Below are 23,797 nucleotides of genomic sequence, written 5' to 3'. Positions count from 1 at the left end.
ATATGCAAAAGTATATGGACATTGATATCCGAGTTGTCGCTGGCGCGCTAGTGCCTGTTGTTGCGTCCCAGATCGTGAAAGTGGTCCATCATTTTATGGCCAACAGCGATACCGAGATAGCACTGGCACTGCCATTAATGAAGACAGGCGAATACAGGCAAGTTGGGGAGCGCATACGCCTTTACGCAAAAGACAGGCCTGAACTTGACGAGTTGGCAGACATGTTGGAAGGCAACAGCAGCGTGAAAGATCACATTGCCGTGAAGCGCATTAAATCGTGTCCTGAAAACCCCGAGTGCTGGGTCGCTTACACCCGGCACCGCCATCCTCGCAAAAGTGATGCTAAGTGGCGAGCTGAAGTGTCAGACAAGCTAACGCAAATGCCGGTAATCTATGTGCGATCAATCAAGCAGCCTGATCTGCGATTCGGTTTAGGAGTGGTGCGATTCACGTCTGACCATCGGTCAGACAGTCCAGGCAAGCTTAATGGGTATGGGCTTTCCTCGCGAGCTGCGCCTTACTGGTTGCCAGAGGTATCATGAAATCACTGCCGCATAGTGGCCGCCCCCGAGCGGTTGCGTTGAGCAAACGCGCAAATGTGTTTTATCTGGAACGCTGCAAAGTTATTCAGAAAGACGAGCGAGTTGTTTACCTTACGGATACCGGGCAAAACATCGAAAAGCTGTTCAATATACCGGACAAAAATACGCTTTTTCTTTTGCTTGGAACCGGAACATCCATTACCAATTCCGCCATGCGCAAGCTGGCGGAATCTAATGTAATGGTAGGCTTCTGCGGGTCGGGTGGGTCACCGCTAATAGGCGCGTTAGACGCCACATTTATTTTGCCGCAAGACGAATACCGACCAACAGAATACGCACAGCGCTGGTTCAAGCTTTGGTCATGCGATGACAAAAGGCTTGAACTCGGAAAGCATCTGCTTGAAACACGTTTGCAATGGACAGAGGTAGCGTGGAAAAAACGACGAATCACCTTGCCTGGCTCATTACTAGCGGATATCAGGAGCAGGCTGAAAACGAGCGAATCAGCCACCCATATACTCACTGTGGAGGCAATATGGGCAAAAAAATTGTACGCACTGCTAGCGCGAGAATATGGAGTTGAGTTTCGTAGAGACGAGGGCGAGAGAAAGTCTGGCTCACAAGGCGAAATTGTGAATAGCTTGATCGATCACGGAAATTATTTGGCGTATGGGTATTCCGCGGCGGTTCTGCATGGGTTGGGTATTCCATTTGCTCTGCCAATACTCCATGGCAAAACCCGGCGCGGTGGTCTGGTTTTCGATATTGCTGATCTAATCAAAGATCAACTTGTACTTCCACTCGCGTTCGAGATTAGTAGCGAGGAACGGAATATCGCTCAAGCAGATAAGAAATTACGTGGATCGATTATTGATACCGTAGACCGAGAGCGGCTGGTATCGAAATTGTTTGACGAAATTAAGATGATGACGACCCTGTAAATCTGTGCATCATTCAACTGTCTGTTATTAAAGATTTAAAATGATTTCCGCCAAAAGTATGTTTTTTAATGGTGAGTTGGCGCAAGCTCTTTAAAAACATAGGTTTTATGACAATATAAAACAGTTCACCGCCGCACAGGCGGCTTAGAAAAGCAGGCCAGCGGCATCGCGGGTTGGATTGCAGTTCACCGCCGCACAGGCGGCTTAGAAAGGGCGAAACAACCAGGCGCTGCACGTCGAAGTGTTCACCGCCGCACAGGCGGCTTAGAAAAGATGTCGACTCGTTTCGTGAGTCACTCGGCAGTTCACCGCCGCACAGGCGGCTTAGAAAGATAGACTTTTGCCCGAGACAGACCAAGGTAGGTTCACCGCCGCACAGGCGGCTTAGAAATGACTCCGCTGGTGCCTTCTTGGCCTTCACAGGTTCACCGCCGCACAGGCGGCTTAGAAAATAGCCGATCGTAAGCTTGCCCACGATGTCACGTTCACCGCCGCACAGGCGGCTTAGAAAAGCATGAAACCGGCTTCGGCTTCGCTGATGCCGTTCACCGCCGCACAGGCGGCTTAGAAAACGTTACAGCCTGCTTCGTGCGCACACGCAGCGTTCACCGCCGCACAGGCGGCTTAGAAAATCTTCCAGCAGCACACCCAGGCGTTTCTTGAGTTCACCGCCGCACAGGCGGCTTAGAAAACGGGTGCTTATCAGCAAAAAAGGCCGTGAGTGTTCACCGCCGCACAGGCGGCTTAGAAAAGTTCAATACCTGATGAATGGATGTTGGGTGGGTTCACCGCCGCACAGGCGGCTTAGAAATGGGTATGCCACGCCTGCTGGGCTTCAAGCGCATTCACCGCCGCACAGGCGGCTTAGAAAATCCAACAGCGACTGAATCATCGGCGCGGAAAGTTCACCGCCGCACAGGCGGCTTAGAAATGACCAGTGGTTAGTGCGCTGCACTGAATGCCGTTCACCGCCGCACAGGCGGCTTAGAAAAGTAGCTCGCTATCTGGGGCGCCGGTTTCAGCGTTCACCGCCGCACAGGCGGCTTAGAAATTGTTAACGCTTTGAGTGAATTTACCGGTTACGTTCACCGCCGCACAGGCGGCTTAGAAAGGGCAGGCCGTAGTCAGCATCACTCGCGATGGGTTCACCGCCGCACAGGCGGCTTAGAAAAGCGCCCGGCGAAGCTGGCTCAGCATCACGCCGTTCACCGCCGCACAGGCGGCTTAGAAACAAATAAAAGTGGAGGCGGGGGCAAACCTTACGTTCACCGCCGCACAGGCGGCTTAGAAAAAAAGCGTTAAATGCCGGTTGTGTCCATTTTTGTTCACCGCCGCACAGGCGGCTTAGAAAAGGACAAACGGAACAACAAACGCCGATTGACTGTTCACCGCCGCACAGGCGGCTTAGAAAAAGATTGACCAGCAGGTAGGCTGGCATAAAACGTTCACCGCCGCACAGGCGGCTTAGAAATGTTTGAAGAGGCGGCTGGAATAGAGGTTTGAGTTCACCGCCGCACAGGCGGCTTAGAAAAGGAGGCAGCGCCGGTGAGCTATTACCAGTATGTTCACCGCCGCACAGGCGGCTTAGAAAACACCGGCACACAGGAATTTCTGGAGTCGGAAGTTCACCGCCGCACAGGCGGCTTAGAAAAGATGCCAGAAACTCGGCCGTCTGCGCTTCGAGTTCACCGCCGCACAGGCGGCTTAGAAAACTTTCTCAATGTCTGAAAGTGACAGGCGGGCGTTCACCGCCGCACAGGCGGCTTAGAAATGAACATCGGGCTGGATGCCGACAGCTTCGCCGTTCACCGCCGCACAGGCGGCTTAGAAATACGGTATAGATTTCTTCCCAGCCCTCGCCGGGTTCACCGCCGCACAGGCGGCTTAGAAAATTTCATGGAAAATGCCTTTGATCGTTCCAGTGTTCACCGCCGCACAGGCGGCTTAGAAAGATGAGGCCCGCCAGCTCCGGGCGTTCAACGCGTTCACCGCCGCACAGGCGGCTTAGAAATTGCGGCCGCCGCGTCGGCGTGATGGCGCTTTTTTTCACCGCCGCACAGGCGGCTTAGAAAATCTACACCGGGCAAGACGCAATCGATGTTGGGTTCACCGCCGCACAGGCGGCTTAGAAAACGGCAAACGCGGTGGAGCTGGATGCGGTGTTGTTCACCGCCGCACAGGCGGCTTAGAAAATCGCCGAGGCGCACATGTGGGCGGTTGATTTGTTCACCGCCGCACAGGCGGCTTAGAAACACGGAACCGGTGCGGGCGCTGGTGGTGGTGTGTTCACCGCCGCACAGGCGGCTTAGAAATCGCACAGTGCGTAATGCTCACCCTGCTTACGGTTCACCGCCGCACAGGCGGCTTAGAAATGACCGGGTTCACCCCACCGACCCTGCCCATGGTTCACCGCCGCACAGGCGGCTTAGAAAGAAACGGTGGCTCGTTATCGTGGTCTGGATGTGTTCACCGCCGCACAGGCGGCTTAGAAATACTAGAAATGGCCGCAGTCCTACTCATCGGCGTTCACCGCCGCACAGGCGGCTTAGAAAGTGGTATCGCTGACCGCCTGGGCCATAGCCCCGTTCACCGCCGCACAGGCGGCTTAGAAACAATCACTTAGCGGTCAATATAGCTCAAAAACGTTCACCGCCGCACAGGCGGCTTAGAAATTCGGATGGATGGCCCCCATCAATGACTACCTGTTCACCGCCGCACAGGCGGCTTAGAAAACACTTCCGCGAATTGCTCCATCTCGTTGTCAGTTCACCGCCGCACAGGCGGCTTAGAAAATATCTGGGATTCAAGCTCAGCCACTCGGGCCGTTCACCGCCGCACAAGCGGCTTAGAAAAATTCTAAACTCACACTCAGTCCCAACAGGCGGTTCACCGCCGCACAGGCGGCTTAGAAAGCATCGACGCCGGCCATTACCGATCCGTGGGCGTTCACCGCCGCACAGGCGGCTTAGAAAATCCGGCAAACAATGTCTTCCCCTTGTCGTGTGTTCACCGCCGCACAGGCGGCTTAGAAAGATAAACCCGCAGGCGTAGCCCATTGCGGCGTATTCACCGCCGCACAGGCGGCTTAGAAACATTGCAAGCGCTTCAGGACGCCGTGAGGCTCGTTCACCGCCGCACAGGCGGCTTAGAAATGTGCGCAGTGCTGTAGTCGTTCGCACAGATTGTTCACCGCCGCACAGGCGGCTTAGAAATCAATTGTTCCCGCCGCAGTGAATGCCATTTTTTTCACCGCCGCACAGGCGGCTTAGAAACTACACCCCGCCGGGCAACCAAGTGGCGGATTGTTCACCGCCGCACAGGCGGCTTAGAAATAACCAGGGAATGAACTAATGGACTTCGCACTGTTCACCGTCGCAGTCGTTCGTTTTTCCGGTTAGATAGGCCACTCCTAATAGCTCAACTGGTTTATTGTCGCGTGGGGTTCATTCGCCTGAAAGATAAAACCTGGATAAATTCCGCCTGTACAAAAAAAGTCGCAGATTCCCTCAATTCGAACGGATATGACTTTTCTGGTCAAACGAAACCCCAACACTCAAATCTCAAATCTCTTCCGGCTGGCCAAACAAGTACCCCTGAAAATTCTGGCATCCATGATTCGCCAGCCAGTTTCTCTGCTCTTCCGTTTCTACCCCTTCGGCAATGACCTCCAGATTTAGCCCCTTGGCCAGCCCGATTATGGACTCCACAATGGCGGAGCTTGCCAGGTTGTTCGTTACCTCACTTATAAACGACTGATCTATCTTGATCTGATCCAGAGGCAATCGGTTGAGATAGCTCATCGAAGAATACCCTGTGCCAAAGTCGTCCAACGAAAAACGAACGCCCATAGAACGGAGACGATTCATCATCTCGGTGATCCGCTCGGGGTCATTCATTAGCAGGCTCTCGGTCACCTCAAGTTTCAGCAGGCGTGGTGGCGCACCTGTTTTTTCAAGAATCCGGCCCACATGTTCTACGAAGTTATCACTCTGAAACTGAACGATGCTGACATTAACCGCAAGACTGAGCCCGGAGCTGGCCGGTTCTGATTGCCACGCCGCCAACTTTTCACAGGCCTGTTCGATAATCCACCGGCCGATCGGCAGAATAAGCCGGCTCTGTTCGGCTATTGGAATGAAAACACCGGGGGATACTATGCCCCGTTTCGGGTGACGCCAGCGCAAGAGTACTTCGTAGCCGACCAGCTGATTCGGGTTGCGGATCTGGGGCTGGTAATAGAGCACAAGTTGCTCTTCCGCCAACGCGTTCCGCAGTTCCTCTTCCAGAAGAACGTGCTGAACAACCTGGGCCTGTATTTCAGGATCGAAGAATGAGATGCGCTTTTCACCCCGAAGTCTTGCCCGCTCTTTCGCCTGCTGAGTGGCTTGCTCAGCTTTCTGAAGTTGTTGATTGCAAGGAGAGTTACGTCCGTCAATCAGGGCGATACCGATACTGATATTCACCTGTATTTTCTGTTGCAGAACATCAATCGGGCGGTTGAAGGCATCAAGGATTTTGTTCGCAACGCCCTCTGTCACGCGCGCGGCAACGTCCTGTGAAGAATTAAGATTGGACAGCAGGATGGCAAATTCGTCACCTCCGATGCGAGCAAGAGTATCACTCTCACGCACCATGGTACCGAGCTGCTCAGCAATGGCCTTCAGGACCAGGTCACCAAACCCATATCCCCTGGCATCGTTAACCGCACGCAGCTGCTCAACATCGACATACAAAAGGGCAGCATGGGTATTCTGTCGAGTGTTGGCTTTGCAAACCTCAGAGATTCTCTCCTTAAGAAGTGCCCTATTCGCGAGCCCCGTCAGCGAATCGTAGAAAGCCAATCGATGCGCCTCCCGCTCGGCTTTCTTGCGTTTGGTGATATCGTGAAAGGTCCCTACGTAGTTCTGGACGATGCCCGATTTTCCATAAATTGCAGTGATCGTCAGCCATTCGACGAACGCTTCTCCGTCTTTTTTGAGATTCCATATTTCACCTTCCCACGAGCCGTTTTTCTCAACGCGGGCCCAGAGATGAAGATAAAACGGAGTGTCTTGCAGGCCGGATTGAAGGACGCTCGGGTTCTTCCCCAAAATCTCATGCTCGGCATAACCGGTAATGCGTGAAAATGTTTTATTGGCTCTCAATATCACGCCGCTTGCATCGGTTATCATAATGCCGAGATGGGTCTCGAACGCGGCGGACGCAATGCGCAGCTCAGCTTCATGAAGCTTGTTTTCGGTGACATCTCGCACCACGGCCAGGAAACCGCTGTAATGGCCACTAATGCCTTGTAGCGAGCTTATTCTAGCTTCAAAGTCGCGGGGCTCACTTTTAGAAAACAACTGATATTCAAAATCGCGGACTTTCCGTGATTGTTTGATGTCCGCTGAAATTTGATCAAATCGGCTGGCAAGCTCTGGCGGCAGCACTTTGCGGTAATGTAGTCCAAGCAGCCTGTCCACCGGCATTGGTAGCTGGCTTTCGTCTGGCGCATGAACAAAGGCAAACTTTCCTTGCTCATCGAACACAAAGATCAAATCCGGAATGGAATTAATAAGGGCCTGTAATCGAGTCTCATTGGCCTGTGCCTTTTGTTGCAAAACCCTGCGCTCCTGGTTTTCGCGCAATAATGCATTCTGAACAGACAGTCTTCGGCAGAACTGCCTCAGAAAAAACAGGCCAATAACCGCAACCAGTAAAATGCCGCTGGTTCCAGCCCAAAGGCTCTGTTGCCAGCCTTGTAATGCTACTGAGGTTTTCTCGCCAACGGCAATAATGTAGGGAGCACCCGGCACACGTTTGAACGCGTAAAACCTTTTCTCACCATCAATATGTGACTCGAAAACCGCCTGATAGCTGCTGGAACCACTGTCAATAAAACGACGAATTTCCAGACGGTTGACGACCTTTCCCAAGCTGGACGTATCTCCGGGAGCAGTTGGGATACGGGCCACCAGTTTCATAGATTGGTCCAGAATGGCGATGCTTTGGCCATCGGACAAGGATAATCTGGCAAAAGATTCGGAGAGCATCTCAGGTAAAGTGTTTGGCTGGTGAACAAATCCGTCGAGAGCCCGCAAGCCGTACCTGCTAGAAAGCAGCCTGTTTGCAACCAGTTCAGCCGTCAGATCAGCGCGGGCGACAGAGCGACCTATTGCAGTCTCTGTAGCCTGTTTGTAGGTGTTTTGAGCGACGTAACCAGCGGAAACCACTAGGCCGAGCAACGCAAAAATATACAACGCAATGGGAAGACGATAAGGCGCGGCAGAGCTCGATCTCGTCCTGTTTTCTTGCTTTTTCATTCAGACTGCTCATTAGTCGTTATTTTTGGCATTTGGCAACAAATTCAAGCACCCAGCAAAGTAAACGCTGAGCGAGTTATAGCAACTCAAAATCAAAAGATGTGAGTAAACAGTAGTAAGCAGTGATTTTGCTTTCTGCCAACTATCCAGAGAACCCCAACATGAAAAACCCTTTCGCATTTTTGTTCAAAAAAGCTCCGTAAATGAACGTCGAACAGCTGCAAAAAGGGGCGCCCGTTGCAGGCGCCGCTTTTGATTTGCTCAAACAGTGCTTGCTCTACGCCTGCTTCATTTTGTCGGAGTAAGGCGGCCACCCCATAGGTTTACCGGCCAGCAGATGCAGGTGAATGTGGAACACCGTTTGGCCGGAGTTTTCGCCGCAGTTCATGACGGTTCGGTAGCCGTCTTCGGCGAAGCCCATTTCTTTGGCCAGCTTGGCGGCCACGTAATACAGATTGCCCACCAGCTCCCGATCGTCTTCGGTGATGTCGTTAATAGTCGCAATGTGCTTTTTCGGAATAATCAGCAGGTGCACGGGGGCTTGCGGGTTAATGTCGCGAAACGCCAGGGTGGTGTCGTCTTCGTACACGATGTCGGCGGGAATTTCCCGGTTAATGATCTTGGTAAAAAGAGTTTCTGACATAACAGGCTCCTTGTTTAAAATGAGGTAGGAAGTGGGTTAAAAAGTGACGTTCAATCCAGACCCATGGCGTAACGGGCTACGCGGTTGCGGGCGAAAGGCAGTGCCTGCGCCGCGCCCAGGCCCAGGTTACGCAACAGGTGCAGCGGAGGAACTCGGTTGCTGAACAGGTGGTAGAAGGCATCCATAGCCAGCATCATGCGGCGGTTAGCGGGTCGGCGCTGGTGTTCGTATTGGCTCAGTAAGGCGGAGTCGGCCAAGTCGGTGCCGTTGTTGCGGGCAACGGTCAATAGCTGTTGCAGGCATTGGGCGTCTTGAAAGCCCAGGTTCACGCCTTGACCGGCCAACGGGTTGATGGTGTGAGCCGCATCGCCGGCCAAGACCACACGGCCCTGGCAATAGTGTTTGGCGTGCTGGCGGGCAATGGGGAAGCTGGCGCGGGTGTCTATATGCGTTAGCTCTGGCAGCGGCTGGGGAAATTCCCGTTGAATTTCGGCCATCAGCTGTTCGGTGGGCATAGCTTTGAGCTGTGCAATCCGCGCGGGGGCGTCGTACCACACCAGCGAGCCCCAGCTTTCGCCGGGAAATTCCTTGCCGGCTGTGTGCAAGGGCAAAAAGGCCCGCGGGCCAGAGGGTAAAAAGCCCTGCCAGGTGATGTCTTCCACCGCGCCGCGGTAACGAACAGAAATCACCATGGCTTGTTGATCGTATTGGCTGCGGGTGACACCAATGCCGGCGAGATCGCGCACCCGGGATTGGGCTCCGTCGGCGCCTACCACCAGGGTTGCTGCAATAGCGGTGGCGTTATCCAAGTCCAGCCGAGCGTGATCGTGGTTCTGGGTGAGATTGGTCACCGCAACGCCCGGCATTAAAGTGATGTTCGGCTGGGTACTTGCGGCCTGCCAGAGAGCTGCTTGAGTAACGCTGTTTTCTACGATGTGGCCAAGGTGGCTGGCGCCCAGCTTGTCGGCGTTGAATTCCACCCGTGCCAGGGGCTTTGGCAGCAGCCGGGTGAGCGGGTGCGAGGACTGGTCCCACACCGCCAGGCGGCGATAGGGCGTGGCGCGCATGGCCAGAACGGCGTCCCAGGCCTGTAGGCTTCGCAGGTAGCGTTCACTACCGGCGCTAAGGGCCGACACGCGGATATCTGGCGTGCTGCCTGGCACAAATTCGGGAGCGTTAGCGAAGTCAATCAGCGCCACGCGAAAACCGTTGCGGCCCAAGCCTGTCGCAAGGGCTGCACCCACCATGCCGGCACCGACAACCGCAATATCAAATGCTTGAGTCATATCGGGTTCCTGTTTGTTGTTATCAGTTTACGCGATGGCAACGAACAGGCAAGCCGCGGAGTTGTTATGCGGTCATGCCGCTATAGCAACGATAGGGAAAATTACAGTGCCTGGGCAGACCCAGAGGCGGCCGGTTGTTTGCGTTTTACCAGCCACGCCGGTTTGGCAACACCGGGTTTGTTAAAACCCTGGTTCAGAATCATCGGCTGGGCAAGAGCCAGAAAGTCGGTGGTTTTCATGTGAATGGATTTGCTGTGGCTGCCGGCGGCGAACGCCAGTTCGGGCTGCTGGGTTAGCGCTTCGGCGCAATACACGTTCATACCGTAGAGCTCGCCAAAGGGCGGCATGGCGCCTACTTCGCATTGAGGGAACAGGTTTTGGAACGCCTGTTCATCGGCCAGCTCAACAAAATCGGTGTCGAGAATCTGTGACAGCCGCTGCCAGCGCACGCGCCAGGTGGCGGGCATCACCAGCATGGCCATTTTGCCATCCAGCTCGATGATCACGGTTTTAACCACCCGGTCTCCGGCAATACCAACGTGCCTCGCCAATTGGCGCGCACTGAATGCGGGTGGGTGCAGCATGCACAAGTATTCTACGCCTGCGCTGTCGAGGTATTGTTTTAAAGCGTTTGCGGGCATGGTGGCGGCCTCCTCATCAGTAACGGCAGCTGCTGTTACTGATGAGCTTAGCCGAGGTTTCAGGGATTGCGAAACTCGGCTGTAGGCTTTTTGCGCTCAGCCCTATTCAGCCTTGTACATGTGCACATCGCGCTGGGGGAAGGGAATCGTGATATCCGCAGCATCGAACGCTTTTTTGACTTTTTCCTGCATGTCCCAGTAATAAGGCCAGAGGTTATCCGTCGCGACCCACACCCGGAACATCAGGTTAACGGAGCTGTCGCCGAGACTGCCCACACAAATTCGCGGAGCAGGGTCGCTGAGTGAGCGTTCGTCCTCTTCCATCAGCTGTTTGAGTATTCCTTTGGCTTTGTCGATGTCATCGTCATAACCGATACCGAAGGTCATGTCACACCGACGCTTGTCGTAGATGCTGACGTTAACCAGCGTAGCGTTAGACAGGCTACCATTCGGGATTACAACGCGGCGATTGTCGAAGGTATTAACAATTGTATACAGAATGCTGATCTCATCCACAGCGCCAAGGAACCCTTGGGCTTCAATGGTATCTCCCACCTTGAAGGGCTTGAAAATCAGAATCAGCACACCACCAGCAAAATTTCCGAGACTGCCCTGCAGGGCAAGGCCGACAGCCAGGCCGGCAGCACCAATAACGGCAATGAATGAGGTGGTCGCAATGCCGATCATAGAGGCAACAGAAATCAGCAGGAGAACCTTGAGAATGGCATTGATCAGCCCACACAGAAACTTGTTCAGCGTGGGGTCTTTCTTGCCAAGTTTTGAGTCCAGAACGTTAACAAACCGGTTAACCAGCCACATGCCCACAATCAGGGTGATGATGGCCAGTACCACTTTGGGCGCGTAGGCCATGACCAGTGTGATGGCCTGGTCTGCCAGTTCTGCGGCGCGGCCTTCGGCGCTAAATAAATCTTCCATTACTAACTCCTTGTGAAATTCTCGTTTTATAAAATACGCGGGTGGGCTTGTTTGGCCCACTGTGCGATGGCGTCCGGGCCGCCATGCATAATCACTGTGCCCGGTTTGCGGGCCAGCTGGTAATCGTACATTGGGTCGTAGTAATGCTCTAGCAGGCTGTGTATCCAGGCGTTATGACCGTTGCTGTTGCCGTTCTCTGCCTGTTGCGCCAGTGCGGACTCCATCATGCTGCGCAGTTGCTGATGGCGTTCACCGCCCAGGCGCTTACGAATGCGATCGAGCGCGCTCAAAAGGTAGTCGCTAAAATTTAGCCAGCCGGCATCTTCGCCATCGAGGTTCGTGTAGTCGGCCAGCATATTTTCGACATAGTCTTGGCGAATAATATCAATGCGTTCGGCCATTGGCCGGTCCAGCACGGCCAACGGTGCCGCAGCCATGCGCTCCCGCAGGCTGACGGGCAGCGCGCAATGCCCCACAAGACGGCTTTCGTCTTCCAGATAAATGGGGCCGCCGTGATGATGCCTGGCGTGCAGCATGGCAACCGCAAGCTGATTTTCGAAGTTGATTTGCGTGGGCTGTGGCGTTACCTGTCGGCCAAAGCTGGAACCGCGGTGATTGGCCAGGCCTTCGAGATCCACCGGGTTGGGCAGGGTGTGCAATACGCGGGTTTTGCCAGTGCCGGTGCGGCCGCTGAGGATGTAAAACGTCTCGCTGGCAATCTGCTGTTCTAGCTGATCGATCAGGAACCGGCGCATGGCTTTGTAGCCGCCTTCCACCAGCGGATAGTTAATGCCCGCTTGGGCAATCCACTGGCGTGAAAGATGTGAGCGCAGGCCGCCGCGGAAACAGTACAGGTAGCCGTCTGGATGTTGGGTGCAAAAGTGTTTCCAGGCTTCAATGCGCTGAGCCTTGATGTCGCCCTGCACCAGCTGGTGGCCCAGCTCAATGGCTTTACTTTGGCCCTGCTCTTTGTAACAAATTCCAACAAGGTGGCGCTCGTCGTCGTTCATCAGCGGTGCGTTAATGGCACCGGGAAGATGGCCCTTGTCGAATTCGACAGGCGCACGCACGTCTAGCAGCGGTGTGTTGTTCAGAAATAGCGAAAGGTAATCGTCGGTGTCTTGTCTGCGGGTCATAAAAGAAAAGTAAACTGGCCAGATTGGCAACGAAGTATAGAGCAGTTAGTGCGATTGTGCTGCGGCTGGTATAAAAAAGACCGCTTTTGATGATAGGTCGGCGCATCCCTGCGCAATGTGCAACTGCCGTGTTGCTGGTCCTTGGCCCACTCCGTGGTGCATACATCGTCCGTGATCAACGCTATATTACCAATACAGAGCGTTTGGTAGATTATACCTTCGGATTATAGCGCTATAAAATACACGGGCGTTCGATTTAAATTATTTACTAATCAATAATCTATAATAATATATTTTGCTTTATGTTGTATTTGCCCACTAATAAAAAGCCAAGAAAACAACCGATTTGTAAGAGAATGCTTACACTGACTCGTAAATCGTTCAATATCGCGCGTTGAATTTTTGCAGCCAAGGCCAAATCAGCATTCCCGCAGCGATGCCGGCGGCGTCAGCGGCCACGTCAGCCAGGGAAAAGTCGCGGTAGGGCAAGGTGGCTTGCACAATTTCTATCAGCATGCCGAAGCCCAGCAACAGCGGGATGAAGTAGAGCGGTTTCAGCTGCGGCCAGCCCAAACGCATCAACAGCGTGAGCTCCAGAAAGGCGATCAGGTGATTGACCTTGTCGCTTTGCGCAGAGGGCACCGGTAGCGGGCCTGCGGTCGTGGCCAGAAACAGAATAGCGGCAATAGACGCCAGTAGCGCAAATCTCCACAGGGCGCGTAAGCGGAGTAATTGTGCAAGCCGTTGTTTCGTGGTTGTTAAAAGCATATCGATTGTTTGTTCCAGCTGTGGCAAAGACCGCAACATGATATGCTTTGCAGCCCGTCAATGTCACTGCAACCAAGGTTTTTGCGCCATGTTCAATGGTAACTTTTTTCGCGGATTGGGATATCTGGGCGAGGGTTTTGGCCTGATTCGGCAACCCGGGCTTCGCCTTTTTGTGATTATCCCCCTGCTGATCAACATTCTGCTGTTCAGCCTGCTGTTTTTTTATCTGGGTGACTTATTTTCCGGTCTGATTGCGACGGCTATGGGCTGGTTGCCAGACTGGGCTTGGCTGCAAGCGCTGGACTGGCTGTTCTGGTTGCTTTACGGCGCGGTTATTGTGTTGTTGCTGGCTTACGGTTTTGTGATTGTGGCGAACCTGATTGGTGCACCCTTTTATGGCTACTTGGCCGAGCGCTGCGAGCAGCACCTGACCGGCCAACCAATAGGCGGCGACGAAGGCTGGGCGGGTATTGTTAAAGACATTCCGCGCTCACTGTGGCGCGAATTGCAGAAAATCATCTATTACCTGCCCCGTGCTCTGGGTCTGCTCATTTTGGGCCTGATTCCGGTGGTGAACCTAGTGGCGGTGGTGCTGTGGTTCGTGTTCAACAGTTGGATGATGGCGCTGCAGTACGTGGATTACCCGGCAGATAATCACAAAACCCGTTTCCCGGTGTTAAAACAGATGCTGGCCGAGCGCCGTCTGTTGGCTTTGGGTTTTGGGCTGCCGGTAGCGCTGGCGGCCATGGTGCCGGTATTGAATTTGTTTGTGGTGCCGGCAGCGGTGTGCGGTGCCACGGCGTTATGGGTGCGTGAACAAGGTTCCGCACGTTTTTGATTAGAATTAGGATTTGGAGGTTGCTTGGAAACGTCGGATTTTGTCATTGGTCAGCGCTGGGTTAGCCACAGCGATACAGCCCTGGGTTTGGGCATAGTTACAGATATTTCCGGACGCAGGGTGACCCTTGGTTTTCCGGCGGCTGACGAAGAGCGTACTTACGCCACCGACAACGCGCCCTTGTCGCGCATTATTTATCAGCTGGGTGAAACCATCGAAACCTTCGATGGTGGAAGCTACATCGTGCGCGCGGTGGAAGACATGGCCGGTTTGCTGGTTTACCACGCCGATGATGGCGAAAAAATTCAGATGGTTTCTGAGGTGAAGCTCAGCGGAACGGTGAACTTTTCGGCCCCCCATCAGCGCCTGTTCGCCGGACAGTTTGACCGTAACGGTGCCTTTCGGCTCCGTTTTTCCACGTTGAACCATCTTGACCGTCTGCGGGCCTCGCCGGCCGAGGGCCTGATTGGCGCCCGCACCCAGCATTTGCCCCATCAGCTTTATATTGCCGGCGAAGTGGCCCGGCGTTTTGCCCCGCGGGTACTGTTGGCCGACGAAGTAGGCCTGGGCAAAACCATTGAGGCCGGTTTGATTCTGCACTATCAGCTGCATACGGGCCGCGCCCGGCGGGCCTTGGTAGTAGTGCCAGACTCGCTGATTCACCAATGGCTGGTTGAAATGCTGCGGCGCTTCAATCTGCGTTTCTCCATTGTTGATCAAGGCCGTTATGACGCCATCAAAGAACAGCAGAGCGACGTGGATGCTCTGATGAGCCATATATTCGGCGAAGAAGGTCGGGAAAACCCATTTGAAAGTGAGCAGCTGGTGTTGTGTAGCCAGAGTTTTCTGACCGCCACTGAACAAGCCCGAAACGACGCCATAGCGGCCGGCTGGGACCTGCTGATTGTTGATGAAGCGCACCACCTGGCCTGGAGTGAAAGCCATGTTAGTGCGGAATATCAAACAATTGAAAATCTGGCGGCGGCGAGCCAGGGCCTGCTGCTGCTGACCGCAACGCCAGAACAGGTGGGGCTGGTCAGCCATTTTGCACGCCTGCGCTTGCTGGATCCTGCGCGGTTCCACGATTTACAGGCGTTCCGCGAACAGGAAAGCCAGTACGAAGCGGTCAACGCTGTGGTGCGCCGATTGCAGTCCGAACACACCACCGCAAGCGACGACCAGAAAATTCTAGAGCAGTGGCTGGGTTCGCACTTGCCCCAGCTGTTGGCTGAGAGCGACCCCCATCAGGCGATTATTGACGCTTTACTCGATCGCCACGGCACCGGCCGGGTGTTGTTTCGTAACACGCGCGCTGCTATTCAGGGCTTTCCCGAGCGTCTCCCACACCCGGTGCCACTGCCGTGCCCCGAACTCTACAGCGGCTTCACCCGCGGCATTGACGGCCTGACTCCCGAACGTAACGAGCCCGACGAAGAGCAGTGGCTAGCGCAAGACCCACGCGTAGCCTGGTTGCAAAAAACACTGGCGGGCCTGCGCCCGGCAAAAGTGGTGGTAATTTGTGCCCACGCCAGCACGGCTATGGCGCTGGAGCACTATCTTCAACTGCGCGCCGGCATTCGCAGCGCTGCGTTCCACGAACATTTAGACCTGATCGAGCGCGACCGCGCCGCAGCTTATTTTGCTGACTCTGAGCAGGGCGCCCAAGCGCTGATTTGCTCCGAGATCGGCAGCGAAGGCCGTAACTTCCAGTTTGCCCATCATTTGGTGTTGTTTGATCTGCCGGCCAACCCGGACCTGCTGGAGCAGCGCATTGGCCGCCTGGACCGTATCGGCCAAACCAGCGCCATTGATATTCATATCCCGTATCTGGAAGGCACCAGTCAGGAAGTGCAGTACCAATGGTTCCAGCGTGGCCTGAACGCCTTTGCAGAAAGTTGCAGTGTGGGTGTGGCCGTGCAGGAGTCGGTAGCCGAGGCCTGGCAGCAGTCGCTGGCGGGCGACGAAGCCGCTCTGGAAATCCTGGTGAGCGCTTCTGCGGCGGAAACTGCGCGCTTGAAAACCCTGCTGCAGAATGGCCGCGATGCGCTGATTGAGCTGAACTCCTGCCGCAACGAACCGGCGCAACGTTTGATTGATGCCATTGAAGCCGAAGAATCAGCTGCGGCCGTACGCGATTATATGATGGAAGCCTTCGACATTCTGGGTGTGGATGTAGAAGACCATTCCGAACATTCGGACGTGCTGCGTCCGGGCGAGCAGTACCAGGCCGGGCACGTGGACGGCTTGCCCGAAGACGGCATAACCGTCACCTGGGAACGGGACCGCGCGCTGGAGCGCGAAGACCTGGCGTTTATGAGCTGGGAGCACCCGATGGTGACCGGCATTATGGAGTCGGTGACCAGTTCCGGATTGGGTAAAGCCGCGCTGGCAACCATGTCGGTGAAAGCTTTGCCGGCCGGTACCCTGCTGATGGAAGCCCTGTTCACGGTGCATTGCCCGGCTCCAGACGCTCTTCAGTTGACTCGTTATCTGCCGGTGTCGCCGCTACGTTTGCTGGTGGATGTCACCGGCAAAGACTTGTCAAAAGCCTTGCCCCATGACCGCCTGAACGATATGTGCTCTAACATTCGCCGACGCACGGCACAGGCAATTGTGCCGCAAATTCGTGCCCAGGTTGAAACCATGGTGGACCACTCCCAGCGCCTGGCTGAGCCGCACCTGCAACCGCTGCAACAAAAAGCACTGGCGCAGGTGGACGCAATGTTCGGCCCGGAAATACGCCGTCTGGAAGCCTTGCAGGCGGTGAACCCGGCGATTCGTGATGAGGAAATCGAGTATTTCCGAACCCAGTTGGCAGCCGCCCGCGAAGCAATAGGGCACGCCACCCTGGCGTTGGAAGGCATCAGAGTGATTGTAACCGCCTGATGCGGTGACACGCCGAGCTTAGCTGGCCAGATATTAAGCAATCAGGTACCGTAAAGTGATAGAAATAAGCTGTTCAAACCAGGCACAACAGGGGAATTAATGATGACGTTCATACTGTTTGTAGTGGCAATAGCCGGCTTGTTGGTGGTGATGCGCCAGGAAGCCGGAGCCAAGGCTGCGGTGGGTGTTATGGTTGGAGTGGGCTTGGTGTCGCTGCTGTTTGCATCGTTTTGGCTGGCTCTGCTGCTGTTTGTCGGCGCCGGGATGACGGCCGCTGCCGGCTTGCCGGGCTTTCGCCGCAGCTGGTTAACGCCCAAAGCCTTTGCCCTGTTCAAGAAAGTCGCCCCGAAAGTGTCTGAAACGGAAAAAGTAGCGCTGGAAGCGGGCACGGTAAGTTGGGACGGCGAATTGTTTACCGGCAAACCCGACTGGCACAACCTGTTGATAAACCGCAACACCGGCCTGACGGATAAAGAACAGGCATTTTTGGATAATCAGTGCAACCAGGCGCTGGCCATGTGCAATGCCTGGGACATAGCCGTAGAGCGGGCCGACCTGCCGCAAGAGTTGTGGGATTTTCTCAAGCGCGAAAAGTTCTTCGGTATGATTATCCCTGAAAAATACGGTGGCTTGGGATTTTCCGCGAAAGCTCAGACCGCCGTGCTGCAGCGCCTGGCCGTTAACGAAATGCTGATGGTAACGGTGGGTGTGCCCAATTCCCTTGGGCCCGGCGAGCTGCTTATAAAATACGGCACCGATGAGCAAAAAGAATATTATTTGCCGCGCCTGGCTGACGGCCGCGAAATACCCTGTTTTGGCCTGACCGGCCCGCGCGCGGGTTCCGACGCCACTTCCTTACCGGATACCGGTATTGTGTGTAAGCAGGAAGTTGACGGCAAAGAAGTGATTGGGTTGCGGCTGAATTTTGAGAAACGCTGGATTACCCTGGCGCCGATCGCCACGGTGGTGGGCCTGGCCTTCCGCATGTTCGACCCCGATGGCTTGCTAAGCGATGTTGAAGACCGCGGCATTACCTGCGCATTGATTCCCCGTGATACCGGCGGCATGGAAATCGGCCGTCGCCACTGCCCGATAGGAAGCCCGTTTCTGAACGGGCCGATTATCGGCAAAGACATGTTTATTCCGCTGGACTACCTGATCGGTGGTGAAAAAATGGCTGGCGAGGGCTGGCGCATGCTGGTGGAATGTTTGTCGGTGGGCCGCTGCATTACCTTGCCGTCTGGCGCTGCCGGTGGGGCTGCCTTCGCGGTGGCCACGGCCGGTGGTTTTACCCGAATAAGGCGCCAGTTCAATACGCCCGTGGCGGAAATGGAAGGCGTGCAGCAGCCGCTGGCGCGGATTGCTGCCAAAACGTACATTGCCCAAGCAGCGGTTAACCACACCGCCAATATGATTGACCAAGGCCAGAAACCGGCGGTGCCGTCGGCGATTCTGAAGTACCACTTGACCGAGTATCAGCGCGACATTCTGTCTGATGCGATGGACGTTCACGGCGGTAAGGCGGTCACCCTTGGCCCACGCAATTATAATGGCATTTCGTTCAGTGGCTCGGCGGTGTCTATTACCGTTGAGGGTGCCAACATAATGACCCGCAGCCTGATGATCTTTGGCCAGGGTGCCATTCGTTGCCACCCGTACGTGTTAAAAGAACTAGCGGCGAAAGACAGCGACGATATTGATGCCTTTGACCAAGCTTTCTTCGGTCACGCCGGGCTGGTGTTTGGTAACGCTGCCCGAGCCTTTACCCAGGCCTTGGGTATTGGCCGTGCAGACGTGCCGTTTGATCACGGTGCGCGTAAATACGCCCAGTCTGTGGCCCGCTTCAGCGCCGCCTTCGGGCTGTGTTCCGACGCGGCCATGGCCACTCTGGGCAGTGAGCTGAAAATGCGCGAACTGACCTCTGCGCGTTTGGGTGACATGCTGTCGAATCTGTATTTGGCCTCTATGGTGCTCAAGCATTGGCACGAAACCCAGCCGGTGGACGGCGAGCAGGCACTCATGGCCTACAGCCTGGACATGTTGCTGGCGCGCACGGAAACGGCGTTGGTGGAATTCCTTGATAACTTGCCCAATCGTTTAGTCGCCGGTGCGCTGCGGGTGATTACCTTACCCATCGGCCGGCGCTGGACAGGCCCGAGTGATGCTCTGACCCACACCCTGGCAAAGGCCATTTCAACCGATTCGCCGCTGCGGAAAAAGCTGTTGTCCAGCCTGTGGGTGGGTGAAGGTGAAAACGGCGTCGACGCCGTTGTTTCCAACCCCGTGGCCAGTTACAACAACTTGCTAAAAGACAACGCCAAAGCTGAAAAGCTCTATCGCAAAGCCAACAAGGCCTACAGCAAGGGTGAACTGCCGATCACCGCTTTGCACCCGGAACAGCGTTTTGAAGCCGCTCTGGACGCGGGCGTGTTCAGCGAAGAAGAGGCAATCTTCATGCGCGATTACGAAGCAAAGGTGCTGGAAATGCTGACCGTGGACGACTTCGCCTTTGACGAATTCGCCCGCAATAAAAAGTCGGTGATTGATCACAACCCCTCAGAAGCGCAGCCTTCTTGATGGCGCACTGAGTATGTGGTTGTCGGTTTTGGCCATTAGTGGTGGTGCGGTGCTCGGCGCGAATTTGCGTTGGGCACTGGGTCTGTGGCTGAACGCCAGCCATCACCATGTGCCGCTGGGCACTTTGGTGGCGAATATGGCCGGTGGCTGGCTGGCGGGTTTGTTGCTGGCCTGGTTCAGCCACAGCTCCAGCCTGTCACCGGAATGGCGCTTGTTTGCAATAACCGGCCTGTGTGGCGCGCTGACGACCTTCTCCACTTTCTCGCTGGAAATGCTCACGGCCATGCAACAGGGCAAGTGGGGCATGGCGCTGGTGGGTATTTTGGCCCACGTTTGCGGAGCGTTGCTGATGACGGCTGTTGGCTTTTACACGGTCGCATTGATCAAAACTTGATCTGCACCATTACCTATGCAAAATTTTCAAAATCCACTTGGCAAGCCCTGAATTCCCGAGTAGAGTAATTCTTGAAGGAAATATTCAGTGAAGCATTTCATTAATAAGACGTATTCCAGCGGTTAGTATTAGACCCAGTGATAAGCAGTTACCGTCCTTTTTTTGATTCTGCAGATTCTGGTTTTCCGTAAACACCGGCTCAAACCATCTTGGTTGAGCGGGGTGAATAATTGATTGATTGCAGGATATTTAAGCATGTCTACTACTACCGGTACTGTGAAGTTCTTCAACGAAGCAAAAGGATTTGGTTTCATCACTCGTGAAGGCGGCCCCGACGTATTCGTTCACTACAGCGCTATTCAGGGCGGCGGGTTCAAGACTCTGGCAGAAGGCCAGCAAGTCGAGTTTACCGTTACCCAGGGCCAGAAAGGTCCTCAAGCGGAAAACGTTGTACCTCTGTAATCCCGCTTGGATGCAGAAGTAACCCGCTATAAAAAAAGGCAGCTAAGGCTGCCTTTTTTTGTGAGTGTTATCCGCACTTAATAAGATTTTAATAATGGCCGCTTAGCGGGTGATAACCGCAGGGTCACCACGGCCTTCTACCGCCGCCAGTTCCGCGCTGGATAACCACTCGCCGGGTGGCAATGCCATTACGCTGGCGCAAGCCGCCAGAGCGTGGGCCCAAGAACAACCATTGGCAAACAGCATGCCGGCTTCGTTCAGCGTGCCGCCATGGTTGCAGTAACCCAACACGCGTGATGTTGCCGGTGCTGGAAACAGCGTGTGCAGATGGCCACGAAACACCTCCGCGCGCATGTGCGTTAGTGCGACCCGGCGGCTCAGCCGGCTCGGGAACAACTGTTCACGTTCCAGTTCATTCATGCACACAGCGGCTTCCTGGGCGTCGCGGGGCTGACGCAAACGTCCTGGCTCCTGAATATACACCAAGCGGAAAGCGGCACCGCTGTCGCGCAATCGTTCACAGGCACGGATGGTTTCTGAAAGCTGATAGGCGCCATTCGCAATCAGCATAACCGGTTCGCGCCCGCCGGTGTCTTCATCAATAACAATGGCTCCCTGATGCGCCAGAAGCGCCGCTTCGGCGGTGTTGAACACACATGGCCGCTGGCGCTTTGGCACAACCATGCAGGTAATGCGACCGCGGTTGCGATAAATGCCGGGCATCAGCGCCAGGGTGCTGTTGTAGTCAGCGGGGAACACCACGCGGGACACATCGCTCATTTCCCCTAGTAAGCTTTCACAGAACGTTGTGTCTTGATGAGATTGCTCGTTCTTGCCGTTTTCCCAAGTGTGTGATGTTGCTACCACGGGCATTCCAAGCCAGCGCGCAGGGCGCCCGACTGCAGTTTGATGACGGGCGAATATCAGTTCCTGACGGATGGCCCCGAGCATTTTCACGCAGAAAGCTTCGTAACTGGCCACCAGGTTGAGCCCGGCCTTGTTGGCCAGGCAAGCAGACACCACCGCTTCTTCATTTAATACGGTAATAACCCCGCCCAGAACCGACTCATTGTCGTTTTCCGGTTCGTTTACCCGGTGTTTTAACAGGTGCAATACGCCTTCCAGACGGTTGCTGGCAAGCTCGTCCGGGTTGCCCACGCGGGGCCTTAGTGTCGGATTAGCCCGAACCAGCGCGCAGAAGAAATCGTTGATGGCGGTCATCGGCGATGCGGCGTGCTGCACCGGCGCCAACGTTGGAATAACCGGGTCTGGAGGGTTGCGCAAAGCCAGAGGGTGGTCCCGCTCTAGCGGTCTTTTTTGATCCTGATGGCGGTTTAGCGTGCGCAGTGCGGCGGTCAGTTCGTCTGGCTCAACGTGCAGCGGCGCGGTGTGTTGATGAAACAGTTCGCGTATGCGTGCGTCAACCCGTGGGTTGCCCGGCAGCGGCAAATTATGCGCAGCATTTTCGCCCGCGCCGTAGAAACCGAAGCCTTTGATGGTTTCGGCAATGCCGTAAGGAATCCGTGTGGGATAGTTCTGCTGATCACTCAATACGGCGTCGACCTGTTCTTCCAGCGCCCATTCCATATCCAGCATGGCGCACACAAACGCTGCAGGGTCGCGACCATCAAAACGGAAGGGCGCAAAGCCGCGCGCGGACAGATGTTTTTCGAAGCGCTCCAGGCCTTCGCGGGTGCCCAGTTCGGTACGCTGTTCAATGCGCCGGCCGTTGGCAATCATGATAGGCATTATCAAACCGCAGTCTTCAGCGCGCCACCAGCGCGGTATCCAGTCGCTACCGCGTTGTTCTTCAGCAGCACCGTCAGACAAAAACGCCACCAGAGATTCGCCGGGTAGGGGCATGTGTGCGTATTGCAGCTCGGCAAAGCCCAAATAGCCGCCCTCGATAATGCCGCCGGCGGTGTAAGGATTAACGTGGCTTCCCAAGGGCGAGGCGTTGCTGCCATCGGAATTCTGGCGGTAACTGTAAAAATCCCGGGCCAGCTGTGTCAGGCCATCGGCGCCGCCATAGGCTTGCTGTTGTTCCGGATGCAGATTACCGGTTAGCACGTTAAGGGCGTCAATAGCGGCCACGCAGTGGCCCTGGCCCATCAGCCAGCTGCGGGTTTTTCCGGTCAGGCTGTTGGTTGCCAGAAAGGCGGCGTAGGCCGGCACCATGTTCAACGCACCGCCGGTATGGCCTTCGGGTTTGGGTTTGAAGTCATCCGCCGCAAGTGCTTTGCCCTGCGGGCATACCCGGTTGGTGTAGGTCATGTGCACCACTTGCCACATGCCTGCACTGGCAAGCCGGTCTAGAGCAGCCAGATGATGGAATACGGTTTCCAGATTCGGCTGCAGCTTGCGACTGACCAGCTGCCGGGCCAAGCGCAGCACGCTTGCACACAGCAGGTCACCGTGGCTTATAACGCCATAACCGGCGCGCCAGTAGTTGTATGCGTCTTGCGCATTGTCAGTCAGGGTGTTGATGTGAGCATCGTTGTTTAGGTCGTGCGCAGACATACAAGCCTTCTATTGATGTCAAAGTATGGCGGAAGTATATGCGCGGCGGATTCGGGGCCTATTGATGCAGGTCAGCGTGGTGGTCTGTACAGATTACACGGGAGTAAGAACGGGTGTCGGTTTCGGCAGGCCAAAGATTTGAAGATTCCTAGTTAAAACCGGCGATTTCGGTGCTGGTCAAAAGGCGATACTCACCAGGGGCCAGCGCCGAATCCAGCGTTACCCCACCAATGCGGCTGCGGTGCAACGTCGTGACGTGATTACCAACGGCGGCCAGCATGCGTTTGACCTGGTGGTAGCGGCCTTCAGAAATAGTCAGCTCTATGAGCTGTGACTGCAGTACCTCAACCTGAGCGGGCTTTGTCGGCTTAGTGTCGTTACGAAGCATCACGCCGGTTTCCAGGGCCGCAATGGCCGCGTGTGAAATCGGCTCGCTCAAAGCCACCTGATAAGTTTTCGTGCACTCCACTCTTGGTGAGGTGACTCGGTGTGACCACTTGCCATCGGTTGTCAGCAGCAGCAAACCGGTAGTGTCGGCGTCCAGGCGGCCGGCAATATGAAGATTGCGGGCCAGCTCAGCCGGCAGAAGGTCCAGCGCTGTGGGTTGGTCGCTGTCGCGGGTGGCGCTGATAAATCCTGCGGGCTTGTTGAGCATCAAGTAACGCTCACCCGGCAACGCAACAGGTTCTCTTTGCAGCATAACCTCAGCATTAGCTGGAACGGCGGTGGCCGAACTCTTCCAGACGTTGCCGTTTACCTGAACGTCACCAGCGGCTATGGCGCGCTTTGCTTCCTTGCGTGAAAGCTCCGAGCTGGTGGCAATAAATTGATCAAGGCGCATGTTATTCAACGCTCCTGGCCAGGTGCTGGCGTGGCAAGGCACAGAGCCGGGATAGCACCGGTTATGTGCCCCAAAGCAAGGCAG

16 protein-coding genes and 1 CRISPR repeat array are annotated in these 23,797 nt (G+C 55.3%); of the genes, 7 read left to right on the top strand and 9 right to left on the bottom strand.

Going from position 1 to position 23,797, the window contains the following annotated elements:
* The first annotated feature begins 2 nt into the window (after nt 1–2).
* Together MIH19_RS20385 and cas1f are read left to right on the top strand one after the other, a co-directional pair.
* Nucleotides 3–542 carry a type I-F CRISPR-associated endoribonuclease Cas6/Csy4 gene (locus MIH19_RS20385; RefSeq protein WP_249006600.1) on the top strand — a complete coding sequence of 180 codons (540 nt, stop codon included), beginning with the start codon at nt 3–5 and terminating at the stop codon, nt 540–542.
* On the top strand, nt 539–1,483 hold the full coding sequence (gene cas1f, locus MIH19_RS20380) for a type I-F CRISPR-associated endonuclease Cas1f (protein ID WP_249006599.1): 945 nt from the start codon (nt 539–541) through the stop codon (nt 1,481–1,483). The genes MIH19_RS20385 and cas1f overlap by 4 nt, the downstream gene beginning before the upstream one ends.
* Before the next feature lie 123 nt (nt 1,484–1,606).
* A CRISPR array of direct repeats spans nt 1,607–4,815; the repeat unit is 27 nt; unit sequence TTCACCGCCGCACAGGCGGCTTAGAAA.
* A gap of 228 nt (nt 4,816–5,043) precedes the next feature.
* Here cas1f and MIH19_RS20375 read toward each other — a convergent pair.
* The 7 genes from MIH19_RS20375 to MIH19_RS20345 form a co-directional block, all read right to left on the bottom strand.
* Nucleotides 5,044–7,785 carry an EAL domain-containing protein gene (locus MIH19_RS20375; protein WP_249006598.1) on the bottom strand — a complete coding sequence of 914 codons (2,742 nt, stop codon included), beginning with the start codon at nt 7,783–7,785 and terminating at the stop codon, nt 5,044–5,046.
* Between the two features lie 277 nt (nt 7,786–8,062).
* On the bottom strand, nt 8,063–8,428 hold the full coding sequence (locus tag MIH19_RS20370) for a histidine triad nucleotide-binding protein (RefSeq protein ID WP_249006597.1): 366 nt from the start codon (nt 8,426–8,428) through the stop codon (nt 8,063–8,065).
* A 50-nt stretch (nt 8,429–8,478) separates the two neighbouring features.
* A complete protein-coding gene (locus MIH19_RS20365) occupies nt 8,479–9,714 on the bottom strand; it encodes an FAD-dependent monooxygenase (RefSeq protein WP_249006596.1) in 1,236 nt (411 codons plus the stop codon).
* Nucleotides 9,715–9,815: 101 nt separating this feature from the next.
* Nucleotides 9,816–10,355: a YbaK/EbsC family protein gene (locus MIH19_RS20360; protein ID WP_249006595.1), complete on the bottom strand. Its 540-nt coding sequence runs from the start codon at nt 10,353–10,355 to the stop codon at nt 9,816–9,818.
* A 102-nt stretch (nt 10,356–10,457) separates the two neighbouring features.
* Nucleotides 10,458–11,291: a mechanosensitive ion channel domain-containing protein gene (locus tag MIH19_RS20355; RefSeq protein ID WP_249006594.1), complete on the bottom strand. Its 834-nt coding sequence runs from the start codon at nt 11,289–11,291 to the stop codon at nt 10,458–10,460.
* A gap of 26 nt (nt 11,292–11,317) precedes the next feature.
* Nucleotides 11,318–12,427 carry a tRNA 2-selenouridine(34) synthase MnmH gene (gene mnmH / locus MIH19_RS20350; protein WP_249006593.1) on the bottom strand — a complete coding sequence of 370 codons (1,110 nt, stop codon included), beginning with the start codon at nt 12,425–12,427 and terminating at the stop codon, nt 11,318–11,320.
* A 381-nt stretch (nt 12,428–12,808) separates the two neighbouring features.
* Nucleotides 12,809–13,195 carry a VanZ family protein gene (locus MIH19_RS20345; protein WP_249006592.1) on the bottom strand — a complete coding sequence of 129 codons (387 nt, stop codon included), beginning with the start codon at nt 13,193–13,195 and terminating at the stop codon, nt 12,809–12,811.
* Nucleotides 13,196–13,283: 88 nt separating this feature from the next.
* Between MIH19_RS20345 and cysZ the strand changes: the two genes are divergently transcribed.
* The 5 genes from cysZ (at nt 13,284) to MIH19_RS20320 (ending at nt 20,352) form a co-directional block, all read left to right on the top strand.
* Nucleotides 13,284–14,033, top strand: a complete 750-nt coding sequence (gene cysZ / locus MIH19_RS20340) for a sulfate transporter CysZ (RefSeq protein ID WP_249006591.1) — start codon at nt 13,284–13,286, stop codon at nt 14,031–14,033.
* Between the two features lie 24 nt (nt 14,034–14,057).
* Nucleotides 14,058–16,919, top strand: a complete 2,862-nt coding sequence (gene rapA, locus MIH19_RS20335) for an RNA polymerase-associated protein RapA (protein WP_249006590.1) — start codon at nt 14,058–14,060, stop codon at nt 16,917–16,919.
* 102 nt (nt 16,920–17,021) lie between these two features.
* The gene (locus tag MIH19_RS20330; RefSeq protein WP_249009063.1) at nt 17,022–19,496 is read left to right on the top strand and encodes an acyl-CoA dehydrogenase; all 2,475 of its coding nucleotides are present in this window, start codon (nt 17,022–17,024) and stop codon (nt 19,494–19,496) included.
* A 13-nt stretch (nt 19,497–19,509) separates the two neighbouring features.
* A complete protein-coding gene (gene crcB / locus MIH19_RS20325) occupies nt 19,510–19,890 on the top strand; it encodes a fluoride efflux transporter CrcB (protein WP_249009062.1) in 381 nt (126 codons plus the stop codon).
* A gap of 255 nt (nt 19,891–20,145) precedes the next feature.
* Complete coding sequence (locus tag MIH19_RS20320) at nt 20,146–20,352, top strand: cold-shock protein (protein WP_007348333.1); 207 nt, start codon at nt 20,146–20,148, stop codon at nt 20,350–20,352.
* A gap of 102 nt (nt 20,353–20,454) precedes the next feature.
* On the opposite strand, the gene MIH19_RS20315 is transcribed toward MIH19_RS20320, so the two are convergent.
* Nucleotides 20,455–22,872 (bottom strand): xylulose 5-phosphate 3-epimerase, encoded by a 2,418-nt coding sequence (locus tag MIH19_RS20315; RefSeq protein ID WP_249006589.1) that lies wholly within the window; start codon nt 22,870–22,872, stop codon nt 20,455–20,457.
* Between the two features lie 148 nt (nt 22,873–23,020).
* Nucleotides 23,021–23,713 carry a pseudouridine synthase gene (locus MIH19_RS20310; protein ID WP_249006588.1) on the bottom strand — a complete coding sequence of 231 codons (693 nt, stop codon included), beginning with the start codon at nt 23,711–23,713 and terminating at the stop codon, nt 23,021–23,023.
* Nucleotides 23,714–23,797: the final 84 nt, after the last annotated feature.

Origin of the sequence: Marinobacter sp. M1C, assembly GCF_023314135.1 — a bacterium.
GTDB lineage: Bacteria > Pseudomonadota > Gammaproteobacteria > Pseudomonadales > Oleiphilaceae > Marinobacter.
The sequence above is the reverse complement of the archived record's forward strand: the minus strand, read 5'-3'. Positions and strand labels throughout refer to the sequence as shown.

What these genes read in the sequence shown, in the direction of transcription:
- crcB (WP_249009062.1), top strand. Translation starts at nt 19,510, where the DNA reads ATGTGGTTGTCGGTTTTGGCCATTAGTGGTGGTGCGGTGCTCGGCGCG.
- MIH19_RS20345 (WP_249006592.1), bottom strand. Translation starts at nt 13,195, where the DNA reads ATGCTTTTAACAACCACGAAACAACGGCTTGCACAATTACTCCGCTTA.
- MIH19_RS20385 (WP_249006600.1), top strand. Translation starts at nt 3, where the DNA reads ATGCAAAAGTATATGGACATTGATATCCGAGTTGTCGCTGGCGCGCTA.
- MIH19_RS20330 (WP_249009063.1), top strand. Translation starts at nt 17,022, where the DNA reads ATGACGTTCATACTGTTTGTAGTGGCAATAGCCGGCTTGTTGGTGGTG.
- cas1f (WP_249006599.1), top strand. Translation starts at nt 539, where the DNA reads ATGAAATCACTGCCGCATAGTGGCCGCCCCCGAGCGGTTGCGTTGAGC.
- MIH19_RS20365 (WP_249006596.1), bottom strand. Translation starts at nt 9,714, where the DNA reads ATGACTCAAGCATTTGATATTGCGGTTGTCGGTGCCGGCATGGTGGGT.
- MIH19_RS20375 (WP_249006598.1), bottom strand. Translation starts at nt 7,785, where the DNA reads ATGAAAAAGCAAGAAAACAGGACGAGATCGAGCTCTGCCGCGCCTTAT.
- MIH19_RS20315 (WP_249006589.1), bottom strand. Translation starts at nt 22,872, where the DNA reads ATGTCTGCGCACGACCTAAACAACGATGCTCACATCAACACCCTGACT.
- MIH19_RS20310 (WP_249006588.1), bottom strand. Translation starts at nt 23,713, where the DNA reads ATGCGCCTTGATCAATTTATTGCCACCAGCTCGGAGCTTTCACGCAAG.
- cysZ (WP_249006591.1), top strand. Translation starts at nt 13,284, where the DNA reads ATGTTCAATGGTAACTTTTTTCGCGGATTGGGATATCTGGGCGAGGGT.
- MIH19_RS20320 (WP_007348333.1), top strand. Translation starts at nt 20,146, where the DNA reads ATGTCTACTACTACCGGTACTGTGAAGTTCTTCAACGAAGCAAAAGGA.
- MIH19_RS20370 (WP_249006597.1), bottom strand. Translation starts at nt 8,428, where the DNA reads ATGTCAGAAACTCTTTTTACCAAGATCATTAACCGGGAAATTCCCGCC.
- MIH19_RS20355 (WP_249006594.1), bottom strand. Translation starts at nt 11,291, where the DNA reads ATGGAAGATTTATTTAGCGCCGAAGGCCGCGCCGCAGAACTGGCAGAC.
- MIH19_RS20360 (WP_249006595.1), bottom strand. Translation starts at nt 10,355, where the DNA reads ATGCCCGCAAACGCTTTAAAACAATACCTCGACAGCGCAGGCGTAGAA.
- mnmH (WP_249006593.1), bottom strand. Translation starts at nt 12,427, where the DNA reads ATGACCCGCAGACAAGACACCGACGATTACCTTTCGCTATTTCTGAAC.